At 65.3% G+C, this 25811-nt stretch carries 19 protein-coding genes; 13 read left to right on the top strand and 6 right to left on the bottom strand.

All coding sequences use genetic code 11. The features are described 5' to 3' along the window. Positions 1–64: 64 nt before the first annotated feature. The 9 genes from RW095_RS28705 (at position 65) to RW095_RS28665 (ending at position 12290) form a co-directional block, all read left to right on the top strand. Positions 65–1549 (top strand): UbiD family decarboxylase, encoded by a 1485-nt coding sequence (locus RW095_RS28705; protein ID WP_317022143.1) that lies wholly within the window; start codon positions 65–67, stop codon positions 1547–1549. Then, complete coding sequence (locus RW095_RS28700; RefSeq protein ID WP_317022142.1) at positions 1542–2198, top strand: UbiX family flavin prenyltransferase; 657 nt, start codon at positions 1542–1544, stop codon at positions 2196–2198. Before RW095_RS28705 ends, RW095_RS28700 begins: the two co-directional genes overlap by 8 nt. After that, complete coding sequence (locus RW095_RS28695; RefSeq protein WP_317022141.1) at positions 2195–5260, top strand: xanthine dehydrogenase family protein molybdopterin-binding subunit; 3066 nt, start codon at positions 2195–2197, stop codon at positions 5258–5260. Before RW095_RS28700 ends, RW095_RS28695 begins: the two co-directional genes overlap by 4 nt. Then, positions 5257–6078 (top strand): FAD binding domain-containing protein, encoded by an 822-nt coding sequence (locus RW095_RS28690; protein WP_128587725.1) that lies wholly within the window; start codon positions 5257–5259, stop codon positions 6076–6078. The genes RW095_RS28695 and RW095_RS28690 overlap by 4 nt, the downstream gene beginning before the upstream one ends. A 32-nt stretch (positions 6079–6110) precedes the next feature. Then, the gene (locus tag RW095_RS28685; RefSeq protein WP_394365220.1) at positions 6111–6644 is read left to right on the top strand and encodes a (2Fe-2S)-binding protein; all 534 of its coding nucleotides are present in this window, start codon (positions 6111–6113) and stop codon (positions 6642–6644) included. After that, the gene (locus tag RW095_RS28680) at positions 6637–8217 is read left to right on the top strand and encodes an AMP-binding protein (RefSeq protein ID WP_317022139.1); all 1581 of its coding nucleotides are present in this window, start codon (positions 6637–6639) and stop codon (positions 8215–8217) included. The genes RW095_RS28685 and RW095_RS28680 overlap by 8 nt, the downstream gene beginning before the upstream one ends. A gap of 5 nt (positions 8218–8222) precedes the next feature. Next, positions 8223–9029 carry an enoyl-CoA hydratase/isomerase family protein gene (locus RW095_RS28675; protein WP_317022138.1) on the top strand — a complete coding sequence of 269 codons (807 nt, stop codon included), beginning with the start codon at positions 8223–8225 and terminating at the stop codon, positions 9027–9029. A gap of 47 nt (positions 9030–9076) precedes the next feature. Then, entirely contained in the window at positions 9077–10825 is a 1749-nt protein-coding gene (locus tag RW095_RS28670) for a GMC family oxidoreductase (protein WP_317022137.1), read from the top strand. A gap of 79 nt (positions 10826–10904) precedes the next feature. Beyond that, complete coding sequence (locus RW095_RS28665) at positions 10905–12290, top strand: MFS transporter (protein ID WP_317022136.1); 1386 nt, start codon at positions 10905–10907, stop codon at positions 12288–12290. A gap of 48 nt (positions 12291–12338) precedes the next feature. Here the strand turns inward: RW095_RS28665 and RW095_RS28660 are convergent, their stop codons facing one another. Beyond that, positions 12339–13250 carry a LysR family transcriptional regulator gene (locus RW095_RS28660; RefSeq protein WP_214884378.1) on the bottom strand — a complete coding sequence of 304 codons (912 nt, stop codon included), beginning with the start codon at positions 13248–13250 and terminating at the stop codon, positions 12339–12341. A 155-nt stretch (positions 13251–13405) separates the two neighbouring features. On the opposite strand from RW095_RS28660, the gene RW095_RS28655 reads away from it, so the two are divergent. Further along, a complete protein-coding gene (locus RW095_RS28655; RefSeq protein ID WP_317022135.1) occupies positions 13406–14251 on the top strand; it encodes a ProQ/FinO family protein in 846 nt (281 codons plus the stop codon). Positions 14252–14290: 39 nt separating this feature from the next. Here the strand turns inward: RW095_RS28655 and RW095_RS28650 are convergent, their stop codons facing one another. Beyond that, positions 14291–15634 carry a TAXI family TRAP transporter solute-binding subunit gene (locus RW095_RS28650; protein WP_317022134.1) on the bottom strand — a complete coding sequence of 448 codons (1344 nt, stop codon included), beginning with the start codon at positions 15632–15634 and terminating at the stop codon, positions 14291–14293. Positions 15635–16182: 548 nt separating this feature from the next. Between RW095_RS28650 and RW095_RS28645 the strand changes: the two genes are divergently transcribed. Further along, complete coding sequence (locus RW095_RS28645) at positions 16183–16929, top strand: glucose 1-dehydrogenase (RefSeq protein WP_128596819.1); 747 nt, start codon at positions 16183–16185, stop codon at positions 16927–16929. Between the two features lie 137 nt (positions 16930–17066). On the opposite strand, the gene RW095_RS28640 is transcribed toward RW095_RS28645, so the two are convergent. Next, on the bottom strand, positions 17067–17945 hold the full coding sequence (locus RW095_RS28640) for a LysR substrate-binding domain-containing protein (RefSeq protein ID WP_317022133.1): 879 nt from the start codon (positions 17943–17945) through the stop codon (positions 17067–17069). A gap of 133 nt (positions 17946–18078) precedes the next feature. On the opposite strand from RW095_RS28640, the gene RW095_RS28635 reads away from it, so the two are divergent. Continuing rightward, positions 18079–19332: a 2-aminoethylphosphonate--pyruvate transaminase gene (locus tag RW095_RS28635; protein ID WP_317022132.1), complete on the top strand. Its 1254-nt coding sequence runs from the start codon at positions 18079–18081 to the stop codon at positions 19330–19332. A 43-nt stretch (positions 19333–19375) separates the two neighbouring features. Next, positions 19376–20179, top strand: coding sequence for a phosphonoacetaldehyde hydrolase (phnX, locus tag RW095_RS28630; protein ID WP_317022131.1), 804 nt, complete (start codon positions 19376–19378; stop codon positions 20177–20179). A 6-nt stretch (positions 20180–20185) separates the two neighbouring features. Here phnX and RW095_RS28625 read toward each other — a convergent pair whose 3' ends face one another. The 3 genes from RW095_RS28625 to RW095_RS28615 are packed head-to-tail and all read right to left on the bottom strand — an operon-like array spanning position 20186 to position 25664. Next, positions 20186–23248: an Hsp70 family protein gene (locus tag RW095_RS28625; RefSeq protein WP_317022130.1), complete on the bottom strand. Its 3063-nt coding sequence runs from the start codon at positions 23246–23248 to the stop codon at positions 20186–20188. After that, positions 23245–25104, bottom strand: a complete 1860-nt coding sequence (locus RW095_RS28620) for an Hsp70 family protein (protein WP_317022129.1) — start codon at positions 25102–25104, stop codon at positions 23245–23247. Before RW095_RS28620 ends, RW095_RS28625 begins: the two co-directional genes overlap by 4 nt. Next, positions 25101–25664 (bottom strand): DUF2760 domain-containing protein, encoded by a 564-nt coding sequence (locus tag RW095_RS28615; RefSeq protein WP_317022128.1) that lies wholly within the window; start codon positions 25662–25664, stop codon positions 25101–25103. Before RW095_RS28615 ends, RW095_RS28620 begins: the two co-directional genes overlap by 4 nt. Positions 25665–25811 lie beyond the last annotated feature (147 nt).

Here is a 25811-nt window from a genome sequence, read left to right as displayed (position 1 = left end):
GCTCCGTTCCGGCATGAAGCGGAATTCAAGCGGGGCATGAAGCCAGCCACCGATGGAGACGCAGATGAACACACGCGAAGCCGCGCCGCACGACACCTCACATTTCAGCTGGGCCCGCAAAGGCGGAGCGCTTGCTTTGCGCGACTGGCTCGCGCATCTCGCGCGCAGCGGACGCCTCGCGACGATCGACCAACCGGTCGCGCTGGAACACGAGCTGGCGGCGATTGCCAAACGCCTCGACGGCACGAAGGCGGCTTTCTTCACGCAAGCAGGCGGTCACCGCGTGCCGGTGGTGAGCGGCTTCATGTCCCGGCGCGCGTGGATCGCAGAAGCGCTGGGGGTGGATGAAACTCAGTTACTCGCGCGCTTTAGCGACGCTGCCGAACGTCCGCTCGCATCTCGACTCGTCTCGCGCGACGAAGCGCCGTGCCAGCAGGTCGTGCATACGAAGAACATCGACCTTCACGCGCTACTGCCGATTCCGACGCATAGCGAACATGACAACGGCCCGTACATCACCGCCGGTCTCGTGATTGCGCGCAATCCGCGTACCGGCGTGCAGAACGTGTCGATCAACCGGATTCAGGTGCACGCCGCGGACCGCATGGCGATCCTGCTGTTGCCGCGTCATCTTCACGCATTCCAGAAAGCGGCGGAAGCGGCCGGCGACGCGCTCGACGTGGCCGTTGCGATAGGCGTCGATCCGCTCACGATGCTCGCGTCGCAAGCTATTTCTCCGATCGACTGCGACGAACTCGAGATCGCCGGCGCGTTGCATGGCGCACCGCTGCCGGTCGCGCAATGCGTGAGCAACGGAGTACATGTACCGGCTTTCGCTGAAATCGTGATCGAGGGCCGCATCTTGCCGAACGTGCGAGAGATGGAAGGCCCGTTCGGCGAGTTTCCGAAGTACTACAGCGCGCAGGAAGCACGCGAGGTGATCGAGGTCACCGCCGTCACGCATCGCAAGGACCCCATCTTTCATACGATCGTGCCGGCCGAAATGGAGCACTTGCTGCTCGGCGCGATTCCCCGCGAGGCGACGCTGCTCTCGCATCTGCAACGCAGTCATCCGAACGTGAAGGACGTGCACCTGTCCGTCGGCGGAGTGTGCCGTTATCACCTGTGGGTGCAGTTCGAGAAGAAGCGTGAGGGGGAGGCGAAGAACGTGATTCTGTGCGCGTTCGGCGCGCATTACGACATCAAGCAGGTGGTCGTGGTCGATACGGACGTGGACGTGCACGATCCCGCCGAAATCGAATGGGCAATCGCCACGCGCTTCCAGGCCGATCGCGATCTCGTCGTGATCGAAGGAGCGCAAGGCTCACCACTCGATCCGTCGACTACAGTCGGCCAGCCCGAGGACGCACCTGCTTATCTGCAGGGCATCAGCGCGAAGATGGGACTCGATGCGACGCGTCCGGTGGCCTATGCATCGCACGTGTTCACGCGCGTGCGGATTCCCGGAGAGGACACGGTGGATCTGAACGCGCTGGTCGAGGCGGATAACGCTGCATTCGACACTTATCTCGGTGACGGTCATGTCTGAAGCGAGGCTCGACAACACCCGGCAAGATCTGCGCGCGGCTCAGGCGCAGCGCATCGTCGTCGGCATTTCAGGCGCTAGCGGCGCGCTGATCGGCGCGCGCCTGCTCGCTGCATTGCGCCGTCTCGGCACACACGAGACGCATCTGATCGTGTCGGCATCGGGCGCGGTCACGGCCGCGCAAGAACTCGGCATGACGCGCGGCGACCTCGAGAGCCTGGCCGACGTGGTCTACAACGTGCGTGATATCGGCGCGGCCGTGGCGAGCGGTTCGTTCATCACGGCCGGCATGGTGATCGCGCCGTGCTCGATGAAAACACTCGCGGGCGTGGCGAACGGTTTCGCCGACAACCTGCTGACGCGCGCCGCCGACGTGATGCTCAAGGAGCGTCGCCGCCTCGTGCTGGTCGCGCGCGAAACGCCGTTGAATCTCGCGCATCTGCGCAACATGACTCACGCGACCGAGATGGGCGCCATCGTGATGCCGCCGGTGCCCGCCTTTTACGCGCATCCGAAAACCATCGAAGACGTAGTCGATCACACCGTCGGGCGCATTCTCGATCTGTTCGGTATTGAGCACGGCGAGATCGCCCAACGCTGGAGCGGCTTGGCCGATGAATTCGCACAACGGCAAGCGGGAGGCGAGCAATGAACCAGCGCGATCTGCTCAATACAGCCGACGCGGCTACACGTGAACGCGAGGCCGAACCTGCGAAAGGCGCACAGCGTCACGTAGGGCGCCCGATGCAGCGTCTCGAAGATCCCGCGATTCTCGCGGGCCGCGGCCGCTATGGCGACGATATCGGCGTGCGCCCCGGCACGCTGCACGCGGCCGTTTTGCGCTCGCCGCATGCACATGCGGAACTGCTTGCAATCGACACGCAAGCCGCGTCGCAACTACGTGGTGTCCGCGCGATTCTCACACGTGACGATCTGCGCGCATGGTCGCGCCCGTTCGTGGTCGGCGTCAAATCGCCGATGGAGCAGTGGGCGCTCGCGATGGACCGCGTGCGTTATGTCGGCGAGCCGGTGGCAGTCGTGATGGCCGAATCTCGCGCTATCGCTGAGGACGCGCTCGATCTGATCAAGGTCGAGTACGCGACGCTGGAGGCTGTCACGTCGATCGAGGAAGCTGTCGGCGAGAACGCTGCCGTGCTGCACGAGAAGGTGGGCAGCAACGTGATCAGCGACCGGCATTTCCGTTATGGCGAGCCGGAAGCGGCGTTCGAAAAAGCGCCGCATCGCGTGAAACTGGTCGCGCACTATCCGCGCAATACGTGTGCGCCGATCGAGTGCGGCGTGGTGATTGCCGAGTATCTGCCGGGCGACGAAGGTTATGACGTCACGTCGAATTTCATGGGGCCGTTCTCGCTGCACGCGGTCATGGCGATGGCGCTGAACGTGCCGGCGAATCGTCTGCGTCACAAGGCGCCGCGCGATTCGGGCGGAAGCTTCGGCGTGAAGCAGGCGGTGTTTCCGTATGTGGTGCTGATGTGCCTCGCGTCGCGCAAAGCCGGCGCGCCGGTCAAATGGGTCGAGGACCGGCTCGAGCATTTGAGTGCGGCGACGTCCGCGACAGCGCGCCTTTCCACGATCGAAGCGGCGGTCGAAAACGACGGCCGCATCACCGCGCTTTCCTACGATCAGCTTGAAGACACCGGCGCATACTTGCGCGCGCCGGAACCCGCAACGTTCTATCGCATGCATGGGTGTCTGACGGGCGCCTACGCGATCGACAATCTGCTCGTGCGCAACCGCGTCGTGCTGACCAGCAAGACGCCCACCGGACTCGTGCGAGGCTTCGGCGGACCGCAGGTGTACTTCGCGCTCGAACGGCTCGTGCAGCGCATCGCGGTCGAACTCGGGCTCGATGTGCTCGACGTGTATCGCCGCAACTTCGTGCGCGCCGATGCGTTCCCGTATCGCGCTGCGGCAGGCGCGCTGCTCGATTCCGGCAACTATCCGGAAGCGTTGCGCCGCGCGCTCGACGAAGGCGGCTATGGCGAACTGCGAGCGCGCCGTGAGGCCGCACGTAACGAAGGGCGCTTGTACGGCATCGGCTTCTCGGCGATCGTCGAGCCGTCGGTGTCGAACATGGGCTACATCACGACCGCGATGCCCGCTGAGGCGCGCCGCAAGGCCGGTCCGAAAAGCGGCGCGATTGCAAGCGCGACGGTCAGTGTGGATCTTCTGGGCGGCGTGGTCGTCACGATTGCATCGACGCCTGCGGGCCAGGGCCACATGACGGTATGCGCGCAGGTGGTGGCCGACGTGCTCGGAATTTCGCCGCACGAGGTGGCCGTCAACGTCGAATTCGATACGCACAAGGACGCGTGGTCGGTCGCGGCGGGCAATTATTCGAGCCGCTTTGCGGGCGCGGTCGCAGGCACCGTGCATCTTGCCGCCGTGCGCGTGCGCGAGAAGATCGCGCGCATCGTGTCGAAGCAGCTGAACTGTGCGCCGCAAGATGTCTGCTTCGAAGGCGGTCGCATCTTCGCGCAAGGCGCGGAGGATCGCGCGCAACCGTTCGGCCGGGTCGCCGCGAACGCGCCGCATTGGGCGCCCGCGTTGCTGCCCGAAGGTGAGGAGCCCGGTTTGCGCGAGACGGTGTTCTGGAATCCGCCGAACATGGCGGCGCCCGATGAGAACGACCGTGTCAATACTTCGGCCGCCTATGGTTTTGTGTTCGACATGTGCGGTGTCGAAGTGGATCGCGCAACGGGCCGCGTGCGCATCGACCGTTATGTGACCGCGCACGACGCCGGCACGTTGCTCAATCCCGCGCTCGCCGACGGCCAGATTCGCGGCGCGTTCGCGCAAGGACTCGGCGCGGCGCTGATGGAAGAGTTCCGCTATGGCGCGGACGGCAGCTTCCAGTCGGGCACGCTTGCCGACTATCTGATGCCGACCGCGTGCGAGGTGCCCGATCCGGTGATCGTGCATCTGGAAACACCGTCGCCGTTCACACCGCTCGGCGCGAAAGGACTCGGCGAGGGCAACAACATGAGCACGCCGCCTTGCATCGCGAATGCGGTGGCCGATGCGCTTGACGTCGACGACATCCGTTTGCCGCTCACGCCGTCGAAAGTAATGGGGCTGATCGGCATAGATGACCCCGAGCCTTCGCGCCCCGAGTTGCGCGAAGCGCCCGCGCCGAAGAACCCGGCGATGTCCGGCGGCGGCAAGGCGCTGACCGCGCAAGGCAGTGTGGATCTGCCCGCGACGCCCGAAGCCGTGTTTGCCGTGCTGCTCGATCCGAAGGCGCTCGCGAAGGTGATTCCCGGCTGCCACGCGCTCGAAACCGAAGGTCCGAATCAGTATCGCGCGGACGTGACGGTGGGCGTCGGCATGATCAAGGCGCGGTTCGAAGCGAAGATCGGTCTGTCGGAGATCGACGCACCGCACCGTTTGCGCCTTGCAGGCGCGGGCATTTCGTCGCTCGGCAGCGCGCGCGGCAGCGGTCTTGTCGAACTGACGCCGATCGCGAACGGCACGCGTCTTTCGTACGACTACGAGGCGCAGGTCTCGGGCAAAGTCGCGGCGGTCGGCGCGCGAATGCTGGAAGGCGCGGCAAAAGTCGTGTTGCGTCAACTGTTCGAATCGTTGGGACGCCAGGCCGCGGGCAAGCCGCTCGACGCGTCTGCCCACAGTTCCGGTGAGGGCGGCGGCTCGTGGCTGTCGCGCTTGTTGGCCCGCTTCAGGAGACACCGATGAAACCCGCGCCGTTCGATTACCTGCGCGCGATGACCGCGCAGCATGCGCTCGACGCACTGGCGCAACACGGCGAAGACGCACGCGTGCTCGCCGGAGGCCAATCGCTGATGGCCGTGCTGAACATGCGGCTCGCGCAACCGCGGATGCTGATCGACATTTCGCGCACCGGCGAACTGGAAGCGGTGCGCGTCGACCGCAAGGCCGGTTCGTTGACAGTGGGCGCGGCGGCGACGCAAGGCAGCGTCGAATGGCGCGCGTCGCTGCGCGATGAAGTGCCGTTGCTCGCGATGGCCTTTCCGCACATCTCGCACTTTCAGATTCGCAATCGCGGCACCGTGTGCGGCTCGATCGCGCATGCGGACCCGAGCGCCGAACTGCCGCTCGTGCTGAGCGCGCTCGGCGGCGACGTGATGCTGCGCTCGAAAAAGAAGCCACGCGTGCTGCCCGCGGACGCGTTTTTTCAGGGCATGTTGATGACCGCACGCGAGCCCGACGAACTCGTCGAAGCCGTGCGTTTCCCGCTAAAGCGTGAAGGCGAGCGTTATGGCTTCGCGGAATTCTCGGCACGTCATGGCGATTTCGCGATTGTCGCGTGCGCCGCGGTGGTCACCGACGATGCAATCCGTCTCGCCGTGGGCGGCGTGGCGGACCGGCCGGTGGTCGAACAATGGCCGCATCTGTCCGGCGACGATTTGCGCGGGGCGTTGAACGATTTGAGCTGGAAGCTGGGCGCGCAGGACAACGCGCATATCAGTGCGAGCTATCGCCGGCATCTGGTCCGGCAACTCGGATGGCGCGTGATCGAGGAGGCAAAGTGAGCAACACATCCAATGTAAAAACGGCAGAAGGACTGCCGCAAATCGTGCGACGTGACGAACGTCAGTGCGTGACGCTGACGTTCAACGGCCGCGAACGCAGCGCTTATTGCGAACCGCGCGAACTGCTGTCGGATTTCATCCGTCATGAACTGGGCGCGACGGGCACGCACGTGGGCTGCGAGCACGGCGTGTGCGGTGCGTGCACCGTTCAGGTAGGCGGCGTTGCCGCGCGTTCCTGTCTGATGCTGGCCGTGCAGGCGCAAGGGCAGCGCATCGACACTGTCGAAGGCCTGGCGCCGGAGATGGTGCTCGGGGATCTGCAGGAGGCGTTTCAGCGCCATCACGCATTGCAATGCGGCTTCTGCACGGCAGGCATCCTGATGTCGTGCGCCGACTATCTGCAACGCGTGCCCGATCCGAGCGAAGCGCGGGTGCGCGAGATGCTGTCCGGCCACTTGTGCCGCTGTACGGGCTATACGCCGATCGTCGCGGCCGTGCTCGATGTGGCCGCGCGCCGCCGGCATCGCAATGAGACGGGCGAAGCGCTGGAGGCGAGCCATGCTTGACCTCGGGCGTACTTTTTTGCAAAGCGTGGAGCGCAGCCCCAACGCGTTGGCGCTCGTCGACGGCGAGCTTGCGCTCACGTATGCGGAGTGGCACCGCATCATCGTGAATGTGGCCGACGGTCTGCGTGGACTCGGCCTCGCGCACGGCGACCGCTTGCTTGCGGTGCTGCAAAACCGCTGGGAGATGGCGACGCTGCACTGGGCGTGTCAGTTTGCGGGCATCGTGATCGTGCCGTTGAACTGGCGCGCAAAACCCGAGGAGCTCGATTACTGCGTGATCGACGCGGGCGCGAAGGCAATCGTCTACGAGCCGGTATGCGCCGAGGCGGTGATGCAAAGTCCCGCGGCACAACGCGTGCCGCGTATCGGACTCGACCTTGCGCCTGGGCGCAGCGCGGGCTTCGACAGCCTGCTCACAGAGGTTGCCGGCCGTGCGAATTCCGACGCGGATGCGCATGCCAACGCGGACGATTATTCGCTGATCCTCTACACGTCGGGTACGACAGGCAAGGCGAAGGGCGTGCCGCGGCGTCATCGGCAAGAACGCGCGGCAGCGCTCGCGCACGTCGCTCAGAACCTCTACCGTCATGGCGAATGCACGCTCGGCGTGATGCCGCTTTATCACACGATGGGCGTGCGCTCGCTTCTCGCCATGGCGCTCGTGGACGGCACGTTCGTTTGCGCGCGCCGCTGGAATGCGCGTTTCGCGCTCGAGACTATCGCGCGGCACAAGGTCACGTGTCTCTATCTCGTGCCGACGCTTTATCACGATCTGCTCGGAGACCCTGCGTTTGCGTCGACGGATACGTCCACGGTGACCAAGCTCGGCTTTGCCGGCGCGCCGATGAACGATGGTTTGCTCAAGCGGCTCTCGGCGGCGTTCGAACCCGAACTGTTCGTCAATCACTACGGCTCGTCGGAGGTCTACACGTTCAGTATCGACCAGGACGCGACGAAGAAGCCGGGCAGCGCGGGGCGTGCGGGCATCAACACACGTCTGCGGGTAGTGAAGCTCGACGCCGGCACGCCTGACGATTTCGCGGACGTCGGCGAAGAAGGCCAGATCATCGTGGACCTGCTGGGCGACGAAGCGTTCGAAGGCTACTGGAACCGGCCGGACGCGAACGCGAAATCGTTGCGCGACGGCTGGTACTTCACGGGCGACACCGGCTTTATCGACAGCGAAGGCGATCTGTACGTGTCCGGCCGCGTCGACGATATGATCATCAGCGGCGGCGAGAACATTTCCCCGGTCGATATCGAGTCGGTGCTCTCGCTGCATCCGGCCGTGGACGACGTCGCGGTGGCCGGCGTGAAGGACGAACGCTGGGGCCAGCGCGTGGTGGCCTTCATCAAACGGCGTGAATACGTCGACGCCGAAACGCTCGATGCGTACTGCCGCACCTCCGACCTCGTCAACTTCAAGCGTCCGCGCGAATACGTGTTCGTCGACGACATACCGAAGTCGCCGGTCGGCAAGATTTTGCGCCGCAAGCTGTCCGCGGGTGAATACCTGAAAGACGAGAGCGGCTGCGAAACCATTCAGAAGCAAACTGAAATCAACAAGGAGTGAATCTCATGACCGAGCTGACCCACCGCGGCCAGAGCCTGCTGCAAGACCTCGACGGCTTTTCGATCGAGATCGACGCCGAACGCCAACGCGCCGACATCGTTCTGCACCGGCCGCCGTTCAACGTGATTTCGATGCATGCGCGCGATCAGTTGCGCGCAGCCTTCGAGGCACTCGACGAAGACGAGCGCGTGCGCGTGATCGTGGTGCGCGCGAAGGGCGAGCATTTTTCGAGCGGCGGCGACATCAAGGGCTTCCTGGAAGCGTCGCCGGAACATGTGTCGAAGCTCGCGTGGAATATCGCCGCGCCAGCCCGCTGCTCGAAGCCTGTGATCGCTGCCAATCGCGGCTTCTGCTTCGGCGTGGGCTTCGAATTGTCGCTCGCATGCGACTTCCGGATAGCGACCGACACCACTTTCTATGCGCTGCCCGAACAGAAGCTCGGACAGATTCCAGGCTCGGGCGGCTCGGCGCGCTTGCAGCAAATGGTCGGCGTCGGCCGCACCAAGGACATTGTGATGCGTTCGCGCCGCATTCCGGGCAAACAGGCATACGAGTGGGGCATCGCGGTCGAGTGCGTGGCCGACGCGCAACTGGAAGCGGCCACCGACGCGCTCGTCGACGAACTGCGCGCGTTCTCGCCGCTCGCGCAGCGAACCGCAAAGAAGCTGCTCAACGATACCGAAGACGCGCCACTGTCGATCGCAATCGAACTGGAAGGACATTGCTATAGCCGCTTGCGCACGTCCGACGATTTCCGCGAAGGCGTGGAGGCGTTTCATGGCAAGCGCAAGCCGGTGTTTCGCGGCAGTTGAGCGACCCGCGGTGCCATAGCAGATAAAACGATTCAGGAGACACGCAGATGGAACACTTCGATTACGTGATCGTCGGTGGCGGATCGGCGGGGTGCGTGCTCGCGCAGCGCCTCTCCGCGGTGCCGTCGCTGCGTGTCGCGCTGATCGAAGCCGGCGCGGACACGCCGCCGGGCCGCGTGCCCTCGGAGATTCTCGACAGTTATCCGATGCCGGTGTTTTGCGGCGACACGTATATCTGGTCTGAACTGATGGCGCGAGCAACGCGCGATTCGGCGCCGCGCGTGTATGAACAGGGGCGCGTGATGGGCGGCGGCTCCAGCATCAATGTGCAGTCGGCCAATCGCGGTTTGCCGCGCGACTACGACGGGTGGGCGGCGAACGGCGCGAGCGGCTGGGGCTGGGAAGACGTGCTGCCGTATTTTCGCAAGCTCGAACGCGACGTCGATTTCCCGGACGGCGAGTTGCACGGCAAAGAAGGACCGGTGCCGATCAGGCGGATCATGCCCGCCGATTGGCCGCCGTTTTGCAACGCGTTCGCCACCGGCATGCGCGAGAACGGTATCGCGCCGCTGCACGACCAGAATGCGCAATTCGGCGACGGCTTCTTTCCCGCAGCGTTCTCGAATCTCGACGACCGCCGCGTGTCCACGGCAATCGCGTATCTCGACGAGTCAACGCGCAAGCGCGCCAATCTGCATATCCATGCCGATCTGCGAGTGGAGCGCATCGTGATGGAAGGGCGCGTGGCGCGTGGTGTGGTCGGGCTCGCACGCAACGGCGAGCGGGTTCGTTTCAACGCGAACGAAGTCGTGCTGTGCGCGGGCGCGCTGCAGTCGCCCGCGATGCTGATGCGCGCGGGCATCGGCGCCAAGGCGGAATTGAATGCGCTCGGCATCGACTGTGTGATCGATCTGCCGGGCGTGGGACGTAATCTGCAGGATCATCCGTCGCTCACGTTCTGTCATTTTCTCGAACCGCGCTTGCGCATGCCGTTGTCGCGGCGACGCGCAAGCATGATGGCCGCGCGCCTGAGTTCGGGCATCGAGGGCGGCGAAGCGTCCGACCTGTATCTGTCGAGTGCGACCCGTGCGGCCTGGCATGAACTCGGCAATCGGTTGGGCCTCTTTTTTCTCTGGTGCAACCGTCCGTACTCGCGTGGCCGCGTGCAACTCGCATCCGCCGATCCCGCCGCGCCGCCGCGCGTCGATCTGAACCTGCTCGACGACCCGCGCGATATCGCACGGCTTGTCCGCGGCGTGCGGATGCTCGCGCAAATCGTCGCGGGCTCGGGTTTCGGCGAGGACTCGCGCGACTTCTTTCCCGCCGCGTTTTCAGCGCGCGTAAAAGCGCTGAGCCGCGTAGGCAGGGGCAATGCGCTGCTGACGTCGCTGCTCGGCCGTTTGCTCGACGGACCCGCGCCGCTGCGGCGCATGTTGATCGAGCGCTTCTTCACGCGTGGTCAGCGGCTCGGGGATCTGCTCGCCGATCAGGCCGCGCTCGAGGATTTCATTCGCGCGAACGTGTTCGGTGTCTGGCACGCGAGCGGCACCTGCCGCATGGGGGACGCCAACGATCCGGCGGCCGTCACCGATACGGCGGGCAGCGTGCGCGGCGCACAGGGCCTGCGCGTCGTGGACGCGTCGTTGATGCCGCGACTGCCGTCTGCGAATACGAACATCCCGACCATCATGATGGCCGAGAAGATCGCCGACGCAATACTCGCGCGGCGCTTGCACGGGCATGCGGGCGTTGCGTACGGCTCCGGTTATCGCCACGCATTCCCGAAGGTTTCTTAACACCACCAAAGCACGCGAAAGAACGTGCGCCAAATTCCGGACGATCGAGAGACGTCCGCAGACAGTCAAGGAGATGACGATGTCCGTAGCAGCGCAAAATAGCGCCGCCTTGCCCGCGATGGATCAGCGGCAAGTGATGGGTGCAGTATTCGCCTCGTGCCTGGGTTGGGCACTGGATCTGTTCGACCTGTTCGTTCTGCTGTTCGTCGCGCCAGTGGTCGGGCGGCTCTTCTTTCCGTCCGAACACGCGATGCTTTCGCTAGCGGCGGTTTACGCGTCGTTTGCGGTGACGTTGCTGATGCGCCCGCTCGGTTCGGCCTGGTTCGGCTCGTATGCGGACCGCCACGGACGCAAGGGCGCGATGATTATCGCCGTGGTCGGCGTAGGCCTTTCCACGGCGGCGTTCGGCGCACTGCCGACCGTCGCACAGGTCGGCCTTGCCGCGCCGATCATCTTTCTCGTGCTGCGTCTCGTGCAGGGCGTGTTCGTCGGCGGCGTGGTAGCGTCGACTCACACGATCGGCACCGAATCCGTCGCGCCGAAATATCGCGGCGCGGTGTCGGGTCTGATCGGCGGCGGCGGAGCGGGGCTCGGCGCGTTGCTCGCGTCGCTCACGTATCTCGCGATGTCCACGCTGTTCCCCGGCCAGCTCTTCGAAGTCTGGGGCTGGCGCTGCATGTTCTTTACCGGCATCGTCAGTTCGGTGCTCGGTTTGTTTGTCTTCAGCAGCCTCGAAGAATCGCCGCTGTGGAAAAAGCTCGCGGCCGAAAAAGCCGCCAAGGCCGCGGCTGCATCCACGTCGACGGTGAAGGCGCCAGTCGAAGTGGTGCGCTCGCCGTTGCGCACGCTGTTTTCGCGCGACTACCGCTCGATCCTCTTCGTCAATCTGCTGCTGACGGTAGGCGGCGGCAGCGGTTATTACCTCACGTCGGGTTATCTGCCGACTTTCCTGAAAGTGGTGAGCCACGCGCCGAACGGCGCGGCCGCGGCGATCCTGATGCTGTGCAGCGTGGCGGTGCTGATTGCATCGGTTGCGGCTGGGCATCTGAGCACCTTCATCGGCCGCAAGTCGGCGTTCGTGTGGCTCGGGCTGATTCGTCTCTTCGCGTTGCCCGCGCTGTTCCTGCTGTTGCCGGGCGCATCCAGCATCACGATGGTCGGCGTCTATGCGGTGATTCTCAGCGCGCTCGGCAGCGCCGGTTACGCGCCGATTCTGATTTTCCTGAACGAACGCTTTCCGACCGCGATTCGCGCGACCGGCACGGGATTGTCGTGGAATATCGGCTTCGCCATCGGCGGGATGATGCCGACGGCGGTCTCGCTCGTCGCGAAAGATGCGAGCCAGTTGCCGCTGACGCTCGCGATCTTTGTCGGGGCGATCAGCGTGATCTTCCTGACCGGCGCGTTCATCGTGCCCGAAACGCTCGGCAAGCTCGATCAGGGCGGGGTTCGGGAACCGGTATAAGAGCCGGCAGCGCGACGGCCGTTCGCTTGCCGCGAAGACGCACGGCGCTCACGCGAGCGCCGTGCCGGTCGTCACCCTGCGAATCTCTTCGGTGATGATGTCGATGAGCGCCAGCGCGGCAGGACCGAGCGGGCGCTTCGGATGACTCACGCGGATAATGTGCCGCACGATTGGCGGCGACGCGATTGCACGCACGCACAGCACGCCTTGATCGACCTTGCGCTGCACGACGACGCGCGGCAGGATCGTCGCCACGCTGCTTTGTTCGACGAACTGTACGATCGTGTTCAGCAGGTCGATCTCGAACTTCGGCTTGATCACCACATTCGCTGCGAGGAGCGCGGCGTCGAGCACGCCGCGCAGGCCGTTGCGCCGCGTGGGCAGCACCAGTTCCACGTCGGCGAGCGCGGCAAGCTCGAGTGTCGGCGGGAGTTGCGGACCGAGCGCGGCGCTCGTCACGAGCACCATCTCTTCGTCGAGCAGCGGCACGACGTCCAGTGTCAAACGTCCGCGCGGCTTGTTGATGACGGCCGCGTCGAGTCGGCCCGCTTCGACCGCGTCGATCAGTTGCGCGCTGAAGCCGTCCGCGACCGATACCTCGACTTGCGGGAACATCGCGTTGAATCTTGCCAGCGATTCCGGCAGCACGCTTTCCGCCTCCGACGACACCATGCCGAGCGCGACGCGGCCAGTGACGATCGCATCGCGCCTGCTCAACTGCTCGCGCGCGCGCTCGATGTCGCGCATGATCGGCGTGTAGAGGCGATACATCTGGCGCGCGGCGTCGGTCGGCGTCATGCCGTGCGGCCCGCGTTCGAACAGCTTCTGATGCAGTTCGGCTTCCAGCTTCGAAATCTGCATGCTGAGCGCCGGCTGCACGATATTGAGCCGCTTGGCTGCCCGCGTGACCGAGCCGTCCTCGAAAAGTGCGATGAAGTACTGAATTTGCCTGAGGTCCATGAAGCGCGAGTGCCAGCTGGAAATGCCTGAAACGTCGAGTGTAATCGCAAGCTGGCGCAAACCTCGCGGCGGCGGCCCGGACGGCGTTGCAACGCCGTCACGAAGGTCTTACCGAGCGCTGCTACAATCTCGTCTTTCTCGATTGGTTGTGCGCTATGGGTTTCGAACAACTCGCTGAACTGAAGAAGCAACTGGCCGCGGCACGCGCCCAGGCTGCGCCTGCCGCGAAGGCCGATGCCCGGTCCGGCGCCAAGGCCGAGGGCAGGTCCGACGCAAGGCGCGATGTCAGGAATGACGGCAAGCCTGGTGCGAAGCCCGCAAAGCCTGCGAATCCCGCGAATCCCGCCTCTGCGCCCGGCGCGAAGGCGGACCGGCGGCCTGCCGGCAAGCCGTCGCAGCAGCGCCGTGGTGGTGGCGCGGCGAGGCCTGCAGCGGCGCCCGCGGCAGACGCCAAACCGGTCGATCCGGTGGTGAAGTCCATCGGGCGTCTGCAAAAGCGTTTCCCCAATGCGTTCCCGAAGAACCCGGCGCCGAAGCTGCCGCTGAAGGTCGGCATCTTCGAAGACCTCGTGGTGCACGCGAAAGACCTGTCGCTGAGCGAAGCCGAACTGCGCGACGCGATCAAGACCTGGTGCCGCGGCAGCCGCTACTGGAAGTCTCTCGTCGAAGGCGCGCCCCGCGTGGATCTGACGGGCGCCGAGGCCGGCAAGGTCACGGCGCAGGAAGCAGCGGGCGCGCAACGTTTGCAGGCCCATCGCGCTGCGAAGAGCGCGAAGGCGGCGGCTGCGTCGGCCGATTCGCAGAAAGAAACGCCTGCCGCAGATTCCGTGAGTGCCGCGGCGCCTGTTCAAGAAGCGTCGCAGGAAGCTTCGCTCAAAGCTTCACGGCCAGGCGACGAGGCGAAGGCACAAGCCGGTTCCGCGGATGCGTCGTCTGACGACAAAGCCGCTGCGCAATCCGCCAACGTCTCAGCTATGACTCCTACCGATCCTGAAGCCTAATGATGTAGAGGCCGGCCACCTGAAACTCACGGTGGCCGCTCACTCATGCGCCGCAGCCGCAAGCCTGCCGCGCACGAAGCCGACGTGTTCGCGCAATACATAGAATGCGTCCGCATAGGCGAGCGGCATGCGCAGCCGATTCAGCGATTCCTCGATCTGATCAAGTTCCGCGAAGAGCCGCTTGCGCTCTTCGTCGGTCGTCTCCGCGAGCGCGCCGCGCTCGATCGCAATCAGCGAACCGTAATAGCGGTAGATGCGCGAGCGCACGCGCCACGCGTACAGCGCCGGGATCAGCCGCATGGCGGGAAAGAGCAGTACGGCCACCGGCAACAACAACACTAGCGTGCGGTCGCCGATGCTCGCGAGCCAGAACGGCAGCGTCCGGTACAGAAAGCTCTTGCCCGTGCGGTAGTAGCGTTGCGCGTCTTCGCTGATCTGATACTCGCGCGCGATCGGGCTTGGGAATTGGCCCGCGCGCTGTAACAGGCCCGGCATGCCGTGCACTTCCTGCGCCGCTTCGATCAGCAGATCGGAGATTGCCGGATGCAGATTGGTTCGCGCCACCAGTTCGACCGTCGGGCTGATCAGATGCACGGTCTCAGGCGGAATTTTGTGCCGGAGATCGAGCACGCCCGGCGGCAGATCGATCTGATCCAGATACGGAAAGAGCCGCGTATAGGCGCTGGCTTCGTCGAAGTTGATCACCGAAATGCCAGGCACGCGAAGCAGGCGCAGCATCAGCCCGCGCGTGGCGGAATCGCCGCTCAGGATCGCCGCGTCCACGTCGCCCTTGACGAGTTGCGTGGCCGCTTGCAGGCCGTCGCTCGGCATCAGCGTCGTCTCGCCGCCCGGCTCGATGCCGTTTGCATCGAGCAGCTTGAGCGCGAGCAGCCGCGTGCCGCTGCCTTCGCGGCCCACCGCGATCCGCTTGCCTTCGAGTTGCGACAGCTGCGTCACGCCGGTGCCGCGATAAAACACCACCACGGGGACATAGAAGACGCTGCCAAGCGACATCAGCGACGACGTGTCGAGCCCGTCCGCAACGCCGCCTTGCACGAGCGCGAGGTCGACATGCTGCTTCGGGTCGAGCAGGCGCTGCAGGTTCTGCACCGAGCCGTCGGACTCGAGCACCTTCAGCGTGACGCCGTTTCGCGCGAGGATTTTTCTGTATTGATCGGCGGCGATGACAAACGAACTGTCGTGCGGGCCGGCGCTGAGCGTGATCGTTTTCGGCGGAGCGGGGTCGACGAGCCATACGATCAGCGAGACCACGAGCAGGATCACCGCGGCCACGACGATATAAGGCAGCGTGTGATCGCGCCACTCGGCGTGCGGAGAATCGCGAGGAAACTGCGGAGGACGACGCGGACGACGCGCTTTCATAAGCATTCCGTGCGATTGCCGGGATAGGGCATTGTCCACCGTGACAGGCAGAGTTGTCGTCGGCAGTTTGCTCTATTGACGACGAGGCGCGACCCGATGCGGAACGCAGGCGGCTAAGCCGTCTCGTCGAGCGCGCACAGTTGCCGGATTTTCACAAAAGTCCTTTAATCGATCAGGTAGCCAATCGTTCCTCAAGCAGTGGCCACGCTAGCAAGGAGACGATCGTGTTGTCTGCTGCATTGGATACTTTAGGTGCGTTGGCGGTGCTCCTGAGCATCGCCACGCATATCGTGCTCGTGCGCAAGCGCTGAAGCTGTGCCGCCAGGCCGGCGAACGAGCAGGTCGGCAAGCCGGTCCCCTTTCAGTCCGCTTGCCGATTGTTCGGCTGCCCCGACGTATCTTTTCGCTGCGAGCCGCTTTATCCGCATGGCCGTCGTGCTTACATTGTGTCCAGTGCCAGCGCCGCAGCAGTTTTGCTGAAACAGCGTGAATGCCGCGAATCGTCGCGGCAGCACGCAGGCGCTAACCCAACTCAAGGACAAACGATCATGAGCAAGCTCGCAGGCAAGGTTGCAGTTGTAACGGGTGCATCGAAAGGTATCGGCGCGGCGATCGCGAAGGGCCTTGCCGCGCAAGGCGCGTCGGTGGTAGTGAACTACGCGTCGAGCAAGGCCGGTGCCGACGACGTGGTGGCCGCCATCACCGCCGCCGGCGGCAAAGCGGTGGCCGTGGCAGGCGACGTGTCGAAAGCCGCGGATGCGAAAGGAATCGTCGACGCGGCGGTGGAGACGTATGGCCGCCTCGATATTCTCGTCAACAACTCCGGCGTGTACGGCTTCTCGCCGATCGAAGAGATCACCGAAGAGCATTTCCATAAGCACTTCAATGTGAACGTGCTAGGCCTGCTGCTGGTCACGCAGGCAGCGGTCAAGCATCTGGGCGAAGGCGGCAGCATCGTCAACGTGAGTTCGGTTGTCAGCCGCATCACGCCGCCGGGCAGCGCGGTCTATACGGCGACGAAGGGCGCGGTGGACGGCATCACGGGCGTGCTTGCGAAAGAACTGGCGCCGCGCAAGATTCGCGTGAACTCGGTGAACCCGGGCATGGTCGCGACCGAAGGCACGCATAGCGCGGGCATTATCGGTTCTGACTTCGAAACGTGGGCGGTGAGCACGACGCCGCTCGGCCGCATCGGTCAGCCGGACGATATCGCCGACGTCGTCACGTTCCTCGCCTCCGACGAAGCACGCTGGCTCACCGGCGAAAGCCTGATCGCAAGCGGCGGAGCGCGTTAAGAGGACCGCGCGTGCGCTTTAACCGGGCCCGCGCCGGTTGATTCGCACGCCGATTCCAGTGCCTCGTACAGATTGAAGAGAAGCAGCACGAAGGCAAGCGGCGCAGAAGGCCGCGAAAAAGCGCCGCTTGCCTGTTGTCACACACTCATTGCCTCGATGCCCGGCAACTGAACAGCAAATAACGCATCGAGCAGGTTCGACCCCGGCCGCTCCGCGAGCCGCGTGAGCGATTCGATCATCCGCACCTGGCAATCGTCGAGCGGGATCATCCTGATACGCCGCGACTGGTTGAATTCCGCGCGGGCAATCACACCAACGCCCATGCCTTGGGCCACCGCTTCTTCGAGCGCCTCGCGGCCGTCCACGTACATGACCGGCTCCACTTGCAGCGACTCGCGTACCAGTTCGATCTCCAGCAGTTGCTGCGTGACCGATTGCGGCTCGCGAAAGATCATCGGCTGCTGCACGAGCTCGCGATAGCTCAGCTTGCGTTTCTTCGCGACCGGATAGCGCACCGGCACCATGGCGACCAACGGATCGCGCCGCAACACGCGCGATTCGAGCCGGCTATGCACCTGCGGCGCGGCGGTAATGGCCGCGTCCACCGCGCCCGACAGCACCCGCTGCATGCAGTCCGCCGCGTTGGCGATAGACAGCGTCACCACAATGCCCGGATGCAGCTTGCGAAACGCGCTGATTAGCGCGACCGCGAGATCCGGTGCGTCTGCAGCAAGCGACAGCGAGCCTGACTCCAGCCCGCCTGCCGATTCGAGCAGTTGCCGCGCGTCGCGCTCGCAGCTGAGCATGTGCCGCGTCACGCTGAACAGGCGCAGCCCGAGTTCGGTGGTTTCCACTCCGCGCGGTCCGCGCTCGAACAGTTTCACGCCGTAATCCTGCTCGAGTCTGCGCACGTGATCCGACACCGCCGGCTGCGAAAGCGACAGCGCCTGTGCCGCCCGCGAAAATCCGCCGTGTTCGGCGACCGCATGAAACGCCCGCAATTGCGCGTATTGCACGTAAGCCTCCGTCGCAGTGGAATGGGCTAGCTATAAGTATTTACGATATGTACATCGATTATATCGATTTTACCGATGCGTGGCGTTTCGGTACTGTAGGCGCTATCCAAATGAGCAAGACTGGAGATTCGGCATGGTAAGCGCGACTGGCAGTGCCCCGGCGACAGCGCAAGCAAGCGCCACAGGCGCGCCGCTGTCACGGGACAAACCCGCGATGGACGAACCGGCAAAAGGCGAACCGTATCTGCTGACGCCCGGCCCGTTGACCACCGCTTTGTCGACGAAGCAGGCGATGCTGCGCGACTGGGGCTCGTGGGACGGCGATTTCCGGGCGATGACCGCTCACTTGCGCGGCCGCCTGCTCGAAATCGCGGGGAACGAAGCCGGCGAATACGATTGCGTGCCGTTGCAAGGCAGCGGCAGTTATTGCGTCGAAGCCATGCTGGGCAGCCTGATTCCGCGCGACGGCCACGCGCTCGTGCTGGCCAACGGCGCATACGGCAAGCGCATTGCGACCACGCTGCGTTACCTCGGCCGCACGCACACCGTGCTCGACAAGGGCGATTATTTGCCGCCGCGCGCAGTGGAAGTCGAACGCATGCTCGACGCGGACGCGGGCATCACGCATGTCGTCGCTGTGCACTGCGAAACGAGCTCGGGCATTCTCAATCCAATCGAAGAAATCGCCGCGGTCACGGCCGCCAAAGGCCGCAAGCTGCTGATCGACTCGATGAGCGCATTCGGCGCCGTGCCGCTCGACGTGCGCGAGATTGCGTGCGAAGCGTTTGTGTCGTCGGCGAACAAATGTATCGAGGGCGTGCCGGGCTTCGGTTTCGTGATCGCGCGCAAGAGCGCGCTCCAGGATGCGCGCGGATGCAGCCATTCGCTCGCGCTCGACGTGCACGATCAATGGGACGTGATGAACCGCACCGGCCAGTGGCGCTTCACGCCGCCGACCCATACGGTGGCCGCGTTTATCGAGGCGCTGCGTCTGCACGAACTGGAAGGCGGGCAGCCGGCGCGTCTCGCGCGTTATGCGAACAATCGCGACGTGCTCGTCGCGGGCATGCGTGAACTCGGCTTCGAGCCGCTTTTGAACGCCCGCTGGCGCTCGCCGATCATCGTGACGTTTTTCTCGCCGGCGCATCCGTCGTTCAGCTTCGAGCGGTTCTATGAATTGATGAAGCAGCAGGGTTTCATCATCTATCCGGGCAAGCTGACCGTGGTGGAGAGCTTTCGGATCGGCTGTATCGGCCAGGTGGGCGAGCATGTGATGCGCCGCGTCGTCAAAGCGTGCGCAAGCTCGCTGCGAACGATGGGCGTTAATCACGCCGCGCCGCCAGCGGCCGCCATCGAAGAGCGCAAGGTGCTCGCCGAGGCCGCCTGAACAACACCGTGACAACAAACGCGGCAACACGAAACGGAAGTCAATGAAACACGTTAAAGCAGTGATCTTCGACTGGGCCGGCACGGTGGTCGACTATGGTTCGCTTGCGCCGATGGGCGCGTTCGTCGAAACGTTCGAGCAGTTCGGCGTATCCATCACGATCGACGAAGCGCGCGGACCGATGGGCATGGCCAAGCGGCCGCACATTGCTGCGCTGATGGCGCTGCCGCGCATCTCGCGTGCATGGGCCGCCAAGTACGGGCATGCGCCTCGCGAAGCGGACATCGACGCGGTGTACAACGTGTTCGTGCCGAAAAACATTGCGGTAGCCGCGAGCTATAGCTCGGTGATTCCAGGCGTCGCCGAAGTGGCGAGCGCATTGCGCCGCGATGACATTCGCATCGGCACGACGACCGGCTACACGCGCGAGATCATGGCGGAGATCGTGCCGGGCGCGGCGGCGCAAGGCTTCTCGCCGGACAGCATCGTCTGCACGGGCGACACGCCGGAAGGGCGGCCGTCGCCCTACATGATCTATAAGACGCTGCCCGAACTCGGCGTGTGGCGCACGAAAGAGGCCATCAAGGTCGACGATACCGAGGTCGGCATCGAGGAAGGAATCAACGGCGGCACGTGGGCCGTTGGCGTGGCCGTGAGCGGCAACGCGTTTGGGATGGCAGAAGACGATGTGAAGGCGCTCGCGCCCGCTGACTTTGCGCGGCGCCGGGACGCGGCGGTCGAACGATTGCGGGCCGCGGGCGCGCATTATGTGATCGACAGCGTCGCGGATCTGATGCCCGTCGTCCACGATATCGACGCGCGGCTGGCGCGAGGCGAGCGGCCCTGAGCGCCGCTAGTCCGAGATCAGTTTCAGCCCCGCCGGCAACGACTCGCCGAATACGCGGCCTTCGTCGGCGTTATCCAGTTCGACGTTTTCAGCGACCATCGTGATCCATGCGCGCGGCGCGCTCGCCGCTTCGAGTCTGCGCAGCACGGCATGGCGCATCTCGGCGGGCAGATCGCGCGAACGGTCGCCCGTCATGCGCGCAATCTGAGCCGCGGCAAAGGCGGCCGGGTCCACCTTCTTCCAGTCGAGCGCGAGAATTGCGTCAAGCCACTGACTCGCCACGTCGGCCGGCACGACGCTGTGCGCGCTGCCGTAAAACGGCCGGCGCGCGCCGATGCGCCCAACCGCCCACCAGCCTTGATGATTCTCTGAAGGTTTCTGCAAACGCGCGAGCACCGATTCGCCGAGTTCGATCTTGCGCGCGACAGGAATGCGTTCGAGCGACGCGCTCAGGCGAACCATATCGGCGGTGCCTGTTTTCGACACGTCGAACGGCAGCTTGTGACGCGACTGCGCGGCCGTCTGCAGATAGTGCATCGCATCGAGCACGCGCAGTTGCGCGCCTTCGTCGAGGCCACCCGCGGCGCGGCGCCAGAGCGTCCACCATTCGGACCAGACCTGGCTTTCCTGGACGTACTGAATACCGTCGTCGAATAGCGACCACAGTTGCTCGACGCGCCATTCGTCGAGTGGATAGCCAAAGCCTGGCCGCACGCAATAGCCGGCGAGATTGAGCCACAGCCGCTCGTGATCCGCCGAGCGGCGGCGCCTGCGCGCGCGTTCCCAAAGGGCGCCGAACAGTTGACGCAGCAGCGCGCTGTTCCAGCTTTCCCGCGGGCCCAGCAACTGTTCGAGTTGCGAGCGCAAGCGTTTCACTTCCTTCTTATCGACGTTTTGCGAGCGCGAACCGAAGCAGCGGTCGATCTGCTCGATGGCTTCGTCGAGCCGTGGGTGCCGCGCCTGCGCGGGATCGCCGGCGAGGTTCACCTGCGCGTCCTCGCGGCGCAGCTGGAATTCGAGCAGCCAGCGCTCGGCGGGATTGTCGCGGTCGATGCAGTGCACTTCGAGCGTGCCGACCTCGGTGAGCGACGTGGCGATCCGCACCGCGGTCTCGCGCGCGCTGCCGGCGCCGCGCGGCTGCACGATCGTCGCGATGGGCGGCAAGCGAACGAAGTCGCCGCTCGAAAGATCCGCGAGTTCGCCGGGCGCATATACCGTGTCCGCGCTCGACGAGACGAGGTGAAAGCGCACCGGATGTCCGAGCCGCAGCGCGAACGTGCGCTCGGCGATCAGGATTTCGTGGCCTTCTTCGGTGCCGCGCGGCAGCAGGCAGATACCGCGCTGCGCGGGCTGTGATTCCTCGTGCTGTGAGTCCCGTTTGCCGCCGGCGGGTTCGTCGAGTACGAGAAAGTAGCTGCGCGGCGAGCCGCCACCGATTTTCGGCGCGCCGCCCGCCCGCGCAAGGCTATAGGCGACCGCGCCGCGCGCGACTGCGACGTCGGGATTGTCGTTGTGCAGCACGTTAAGCGGCTCGCCGCGCCACATGCCTAGGGTGCTCGCGAGGCGCTGCGTCAATGCGTGCGCGCGGAACACGCCGCCGTTGAGCAACAGGGTGTCGGGCACGGGGAGCGGTGGTTGCCCGCTGGCATTTGATGCAGGTTCGACGCCGGAAACACCGTTGGGACTAGCGGCGTGCCCGGCGTCCGTGCCAACGCCAGCATCACTACCGACGCCCGCGGCCGCATCGCCGCGAGCACTAACGCCACCATCCCCGATCCCGCCCCCAAAATCGCTCTGATCCCATCTCAACGCCTTGCGCGACTGCGCCTCGAAGCGGCTCAGAAAAGCCGCGATATGGCGCGTGACCGCGGCATCGGTCGCATAGGGCAAACCGAACTCGACGATCGCGCCGCGCGGCCGCCCCGGCCGTTCGTGGGACCGAACCGCCGGAAAGAATCCGTCGACGATCACGCGCTCCACTTCATCGCGCGTGATCTGAGCCGTGCGCGCGCCGCCGACGAGCTTCGAGCCCGCGCCGAGCAGCGTGATCGACGCCGAGTCGGGCGCCTGCGGTCCCAGCAATAGCTCCTTCGCGCCGCGGCAACGCTCGACGAGTTGCGAAAGGCTCGCCGCCGACAAACGCGTGCGCTCGCCGCCGCCGGAGAGGCGCGTTTCGACCAGATGCGCGAGCGCGAGGTCCATGTTGTCGCCGCCGAGCATCAGATGGTTGCCCACCACAATACGCGTGAGTTGCGGTTCGCCGTCCGCCATGCCGACTTCGATCAGCGTGAGATCGGTGGTGCCGCCGCCCACGTCGCAGATCAACACGAGGCGCGTCTGCGCGAGTTCCGCCCCGAGCCGTTCGCGATGATGGAACAGCCAGTCGTAAAACGCCGCTTGCGGTTCTTCGAGCAGCCGCAGCGCGGGCAGGCCCGCCATGCGCGCCGCTTGCACGGTCAGCGCGCGGGCGCCTTCGTCGAACGAGGCCGGCACCGTGAGCACCACGTCCTGGCGTTCGAGCGGCGCGTCGGGAAAGCGTTGATTCCACGCCGCGCGCACGTGCGCCAGGTAGCTCGCGCTGGCTTCGACCGGTGAGACCTTGTGGACGTCGTCGGCGGCGCCCCAAGGCAGAATTGGCGCAACGCGGTCGACGGATGCATGCGAGAGCCAGCTTTTCGCGCTCGTCACGAGCCGCCCCGGAACCTGGGCTCCGAGCAGCCGCGCGAGCCGGCCGATCACGACGGGCTGCGCATCCGCGCCATCGTTTGCTAACATGGCGGTGTCATTCGCGCGTTGACTTGCCGTTCGAGCCGCGCGCTGCCCCACATCTCGGGATGAAGCCAATTCCCCGTCGCTCCACGGCAATTGCAGATCGCCCGCGCTCAACTCGCCTCGCGCAGGGTGATACCGCACCGACGGCAGCAGCGCACGCGCGGCGACCTCGCCGGGACTCACAAGCTGTTCGATCTCGAACACGCGAATCTCATCAGACCCGGCTTCTGCATAAGCCAGCACCGTGTTGCTCGTGCCGAGATCGATGCCGACGCTGTACCGCTTCATTTCACTCATGCATTCGCGTTGCCGCGCACGTCGAACTCGACCTTCCAGCGCTCGTCGGTGCCGCGCGGCACGGCTTCGAGTTCGAGCGTGCCAGCTTCCGTCACACGCGCGTGCAGCTTGACCGGCACCACTTCACCGGCTGTGCGGCCCGCGGCTGGCAGCGTGGCCTGAATCTCCTCGAGTTCCTGCAACTCGTCAGGCCCCCAGAAATCGAGCAGCGTTCCAACCTGATCTTGACGACGCACCGACGATCCAAAGAACCGGAAGTGCACCGGCTCGCCGACGACGAGCCCGAACTCCTGCGCGGGGAGTTCCGCCTCGGTGCCTTCCTCCATGCCGAAGGGTGCCACGCACAGCGCCTGGATAGGCGGCTCGAGTCCGGGCACGGCGGGCATCGCCGACTCGATCGCGATGTAGTAAGCCCGCGCCGTGCCGCCGCGAATCCGCACGCCCTGGCCGCGTCGCACGTAGCCGTAGTAGGCCGCGCCCCGCGCGACGGCCAGATCGAGATCGGCGCCTTCGAGCAGCCGCGCCGGCGCTGCGCCTTCAGCCGCGAGCCAGCCATTGAGCGTGCCCATGATGCGCTCGACGAGCAGCGCCGACTTGAACACGCCGCCGTTGAACAGCACCGCCGTGGGATGCAGGAAGCTAGCGCTTTGCGCGGCGTCGTGGGAGGCCGTCTCGCGCGGACCTTCGAGTTCGGCGAGCGCGCCGACCTGACGGCCGAGGAACGCCGCCAGGTGCCGCGTGATGCCGGCGTCCTGAGCATACGGCAAACCGAGTTGCGTGAGACCGGCGCGCGCGCGGCTCACCGGACGTGCGCCGCTGTCGACCTGCGGGAAGAAGCCGTCGAGGATGGTCTGCGTCAACTCCGCGCGCGTGAGTTCGGTGCGGATCGATCCGCCGATCAGCTTCGAGCCGCGGCTCGGCACGACGAGCGGTACGGTGTCCGTGGCCGGGTCGCTCAGCAGCGTTTCCTTCGCCGCGCGGCATGCATAGGTGAGGGCGCGCAACTGCCACGCGTCGGCCTGAGTGCCTTGAGCCGCGAGTTTGCGCGCGACCACGTGCGCAAGCGCGAGGTCCATGTTGTCGCCGCCCAGCAGAATGTGTTCGCCGACCGCCACGCGATGCAGTTCGAGATTGCCGTCGCGCTCGATGACGGCGATCAGCGACAGGTCGGTAGTGCCGCCGCCCACATCGACCACCAGAATGATGTCGCCGATTTTGACCTGCTTGCGCCACTGGCCGCCGCTTTTCTGAATCCAGCTATACAGCGCGGCCTGCGGTTCCTCGAGCAACGTCATGCGGCCGTAGCCGGCGGCTTCGGCGGCTTCGGCGGTCAATTCGCGCGCGGCCGGGTCGAACGATGCGGGAATCGTTACCGTGATGTCCTGCTCGATAAACGGCGCATCGGGGTGCAGATGGTCCCAGGCTTCGCGCAAGTGCGTCAGATACCGCACCGAGCTTTCGAGCGGCGAGACGCGTGCCACTTCGGGCGGCGCATCGTTGGGCAGAATCGCCGCGCGGCGATCGACGCCCGGGTGGCACAGCCAGCTTTTCGCGCTCGATACGAGCCGGATCGGCGTGGCCGCACCGCGGCTGCGGGCGAATTCGCCGACGGCGAACTGGCGCTCGCCGGTCCACGGCAGGTGCAGGTCGCCGGTAGTCAGTTCGTCCGGGTGCGGCAGATACAGGAACGAGGGCAGCAGATCGAGGTCGGCAATCGCGCCGGGTCCGGTCAGCTGGGCGATGGGCAACACCGTCAGCGTGGTCTTCTCGCCGTCGCTTGCGCTCGTGTCGACATAGGAGAGCGCGCAGTGCGTCGTGCCCAGGTCGATACCGATGGAATAGCGCGCGCCGCTCATAGCTCCACCTCGGCCGGCGCGATCACCTTCGCGTTGTGGCTTTCCGCGAGCTTCGGCAGACGCACTTCTTCGACGCGCCAGCCGCGATGGCTGATGTTGCCGCTAAACGGCGCCTTGCCGACGACGTTGCCGGTCAGCCGGATCGCGCTTGCGTCGAAACCTTCCTGAAGCGTCACGCGGCTGCCTTCGGCTTCGTCGCGCACCGGGCGGATCGTGAAGTGCTCGCGCAGCGTCGCGCGGCAACCTTCGTGGACGAGGCGTGCGGCGGCGCCGATATCGGCGTCGCTGAAACGCTTGACGTCTTCCTCGACGAAGTCGATGAAACGCGCGTCGCGTTGCAGCAGGCCGAGTAGTTGCAGCGCGGCGTCGGGGTTGGCTTCTTTCAGCGAGGGCGCGGGCTGGGGAGCGGGCGCGGGCGCCTGCGTCCGTGTCTGGGCAGCCGTGCCGCCGTCACGCACGCGCAGCACGCCGGCGGCGAATTCGCCGTCGCCGAGAATGCGGAAAAACGCGCTGACGGCCAGTGAAATCCTGCCGAGGAAGGACGGGTTCGAATCGGTCATAAATGCTCCTGAGATGCTCTGTTAAAGGACGAGCTGTCCTGAGTGCGCCACACGCGACGGGCCTGCATGACCGCCGTCGCGCGATGTTTTGAGGGCGCGCGGCGCGGCGTCGGCCGGTGCGCAATCGCTTCCCGTCCCGCCGCGCTT

The organism is Paraburkholderia kirstenboschensis (assembly GCF_032806925.1).
Taxonomy (GTDB): domain Bacteria; phylum Pseudomonadota; class Gammaproteobacteria; order Burkholderiales; family Burkholderiaceae; genus Paraburkholderia; species Paraburkholderia kirstenboschensis.
This window is presented reverse-complemented; position numbering and strand designations above follow the sequence as displayed.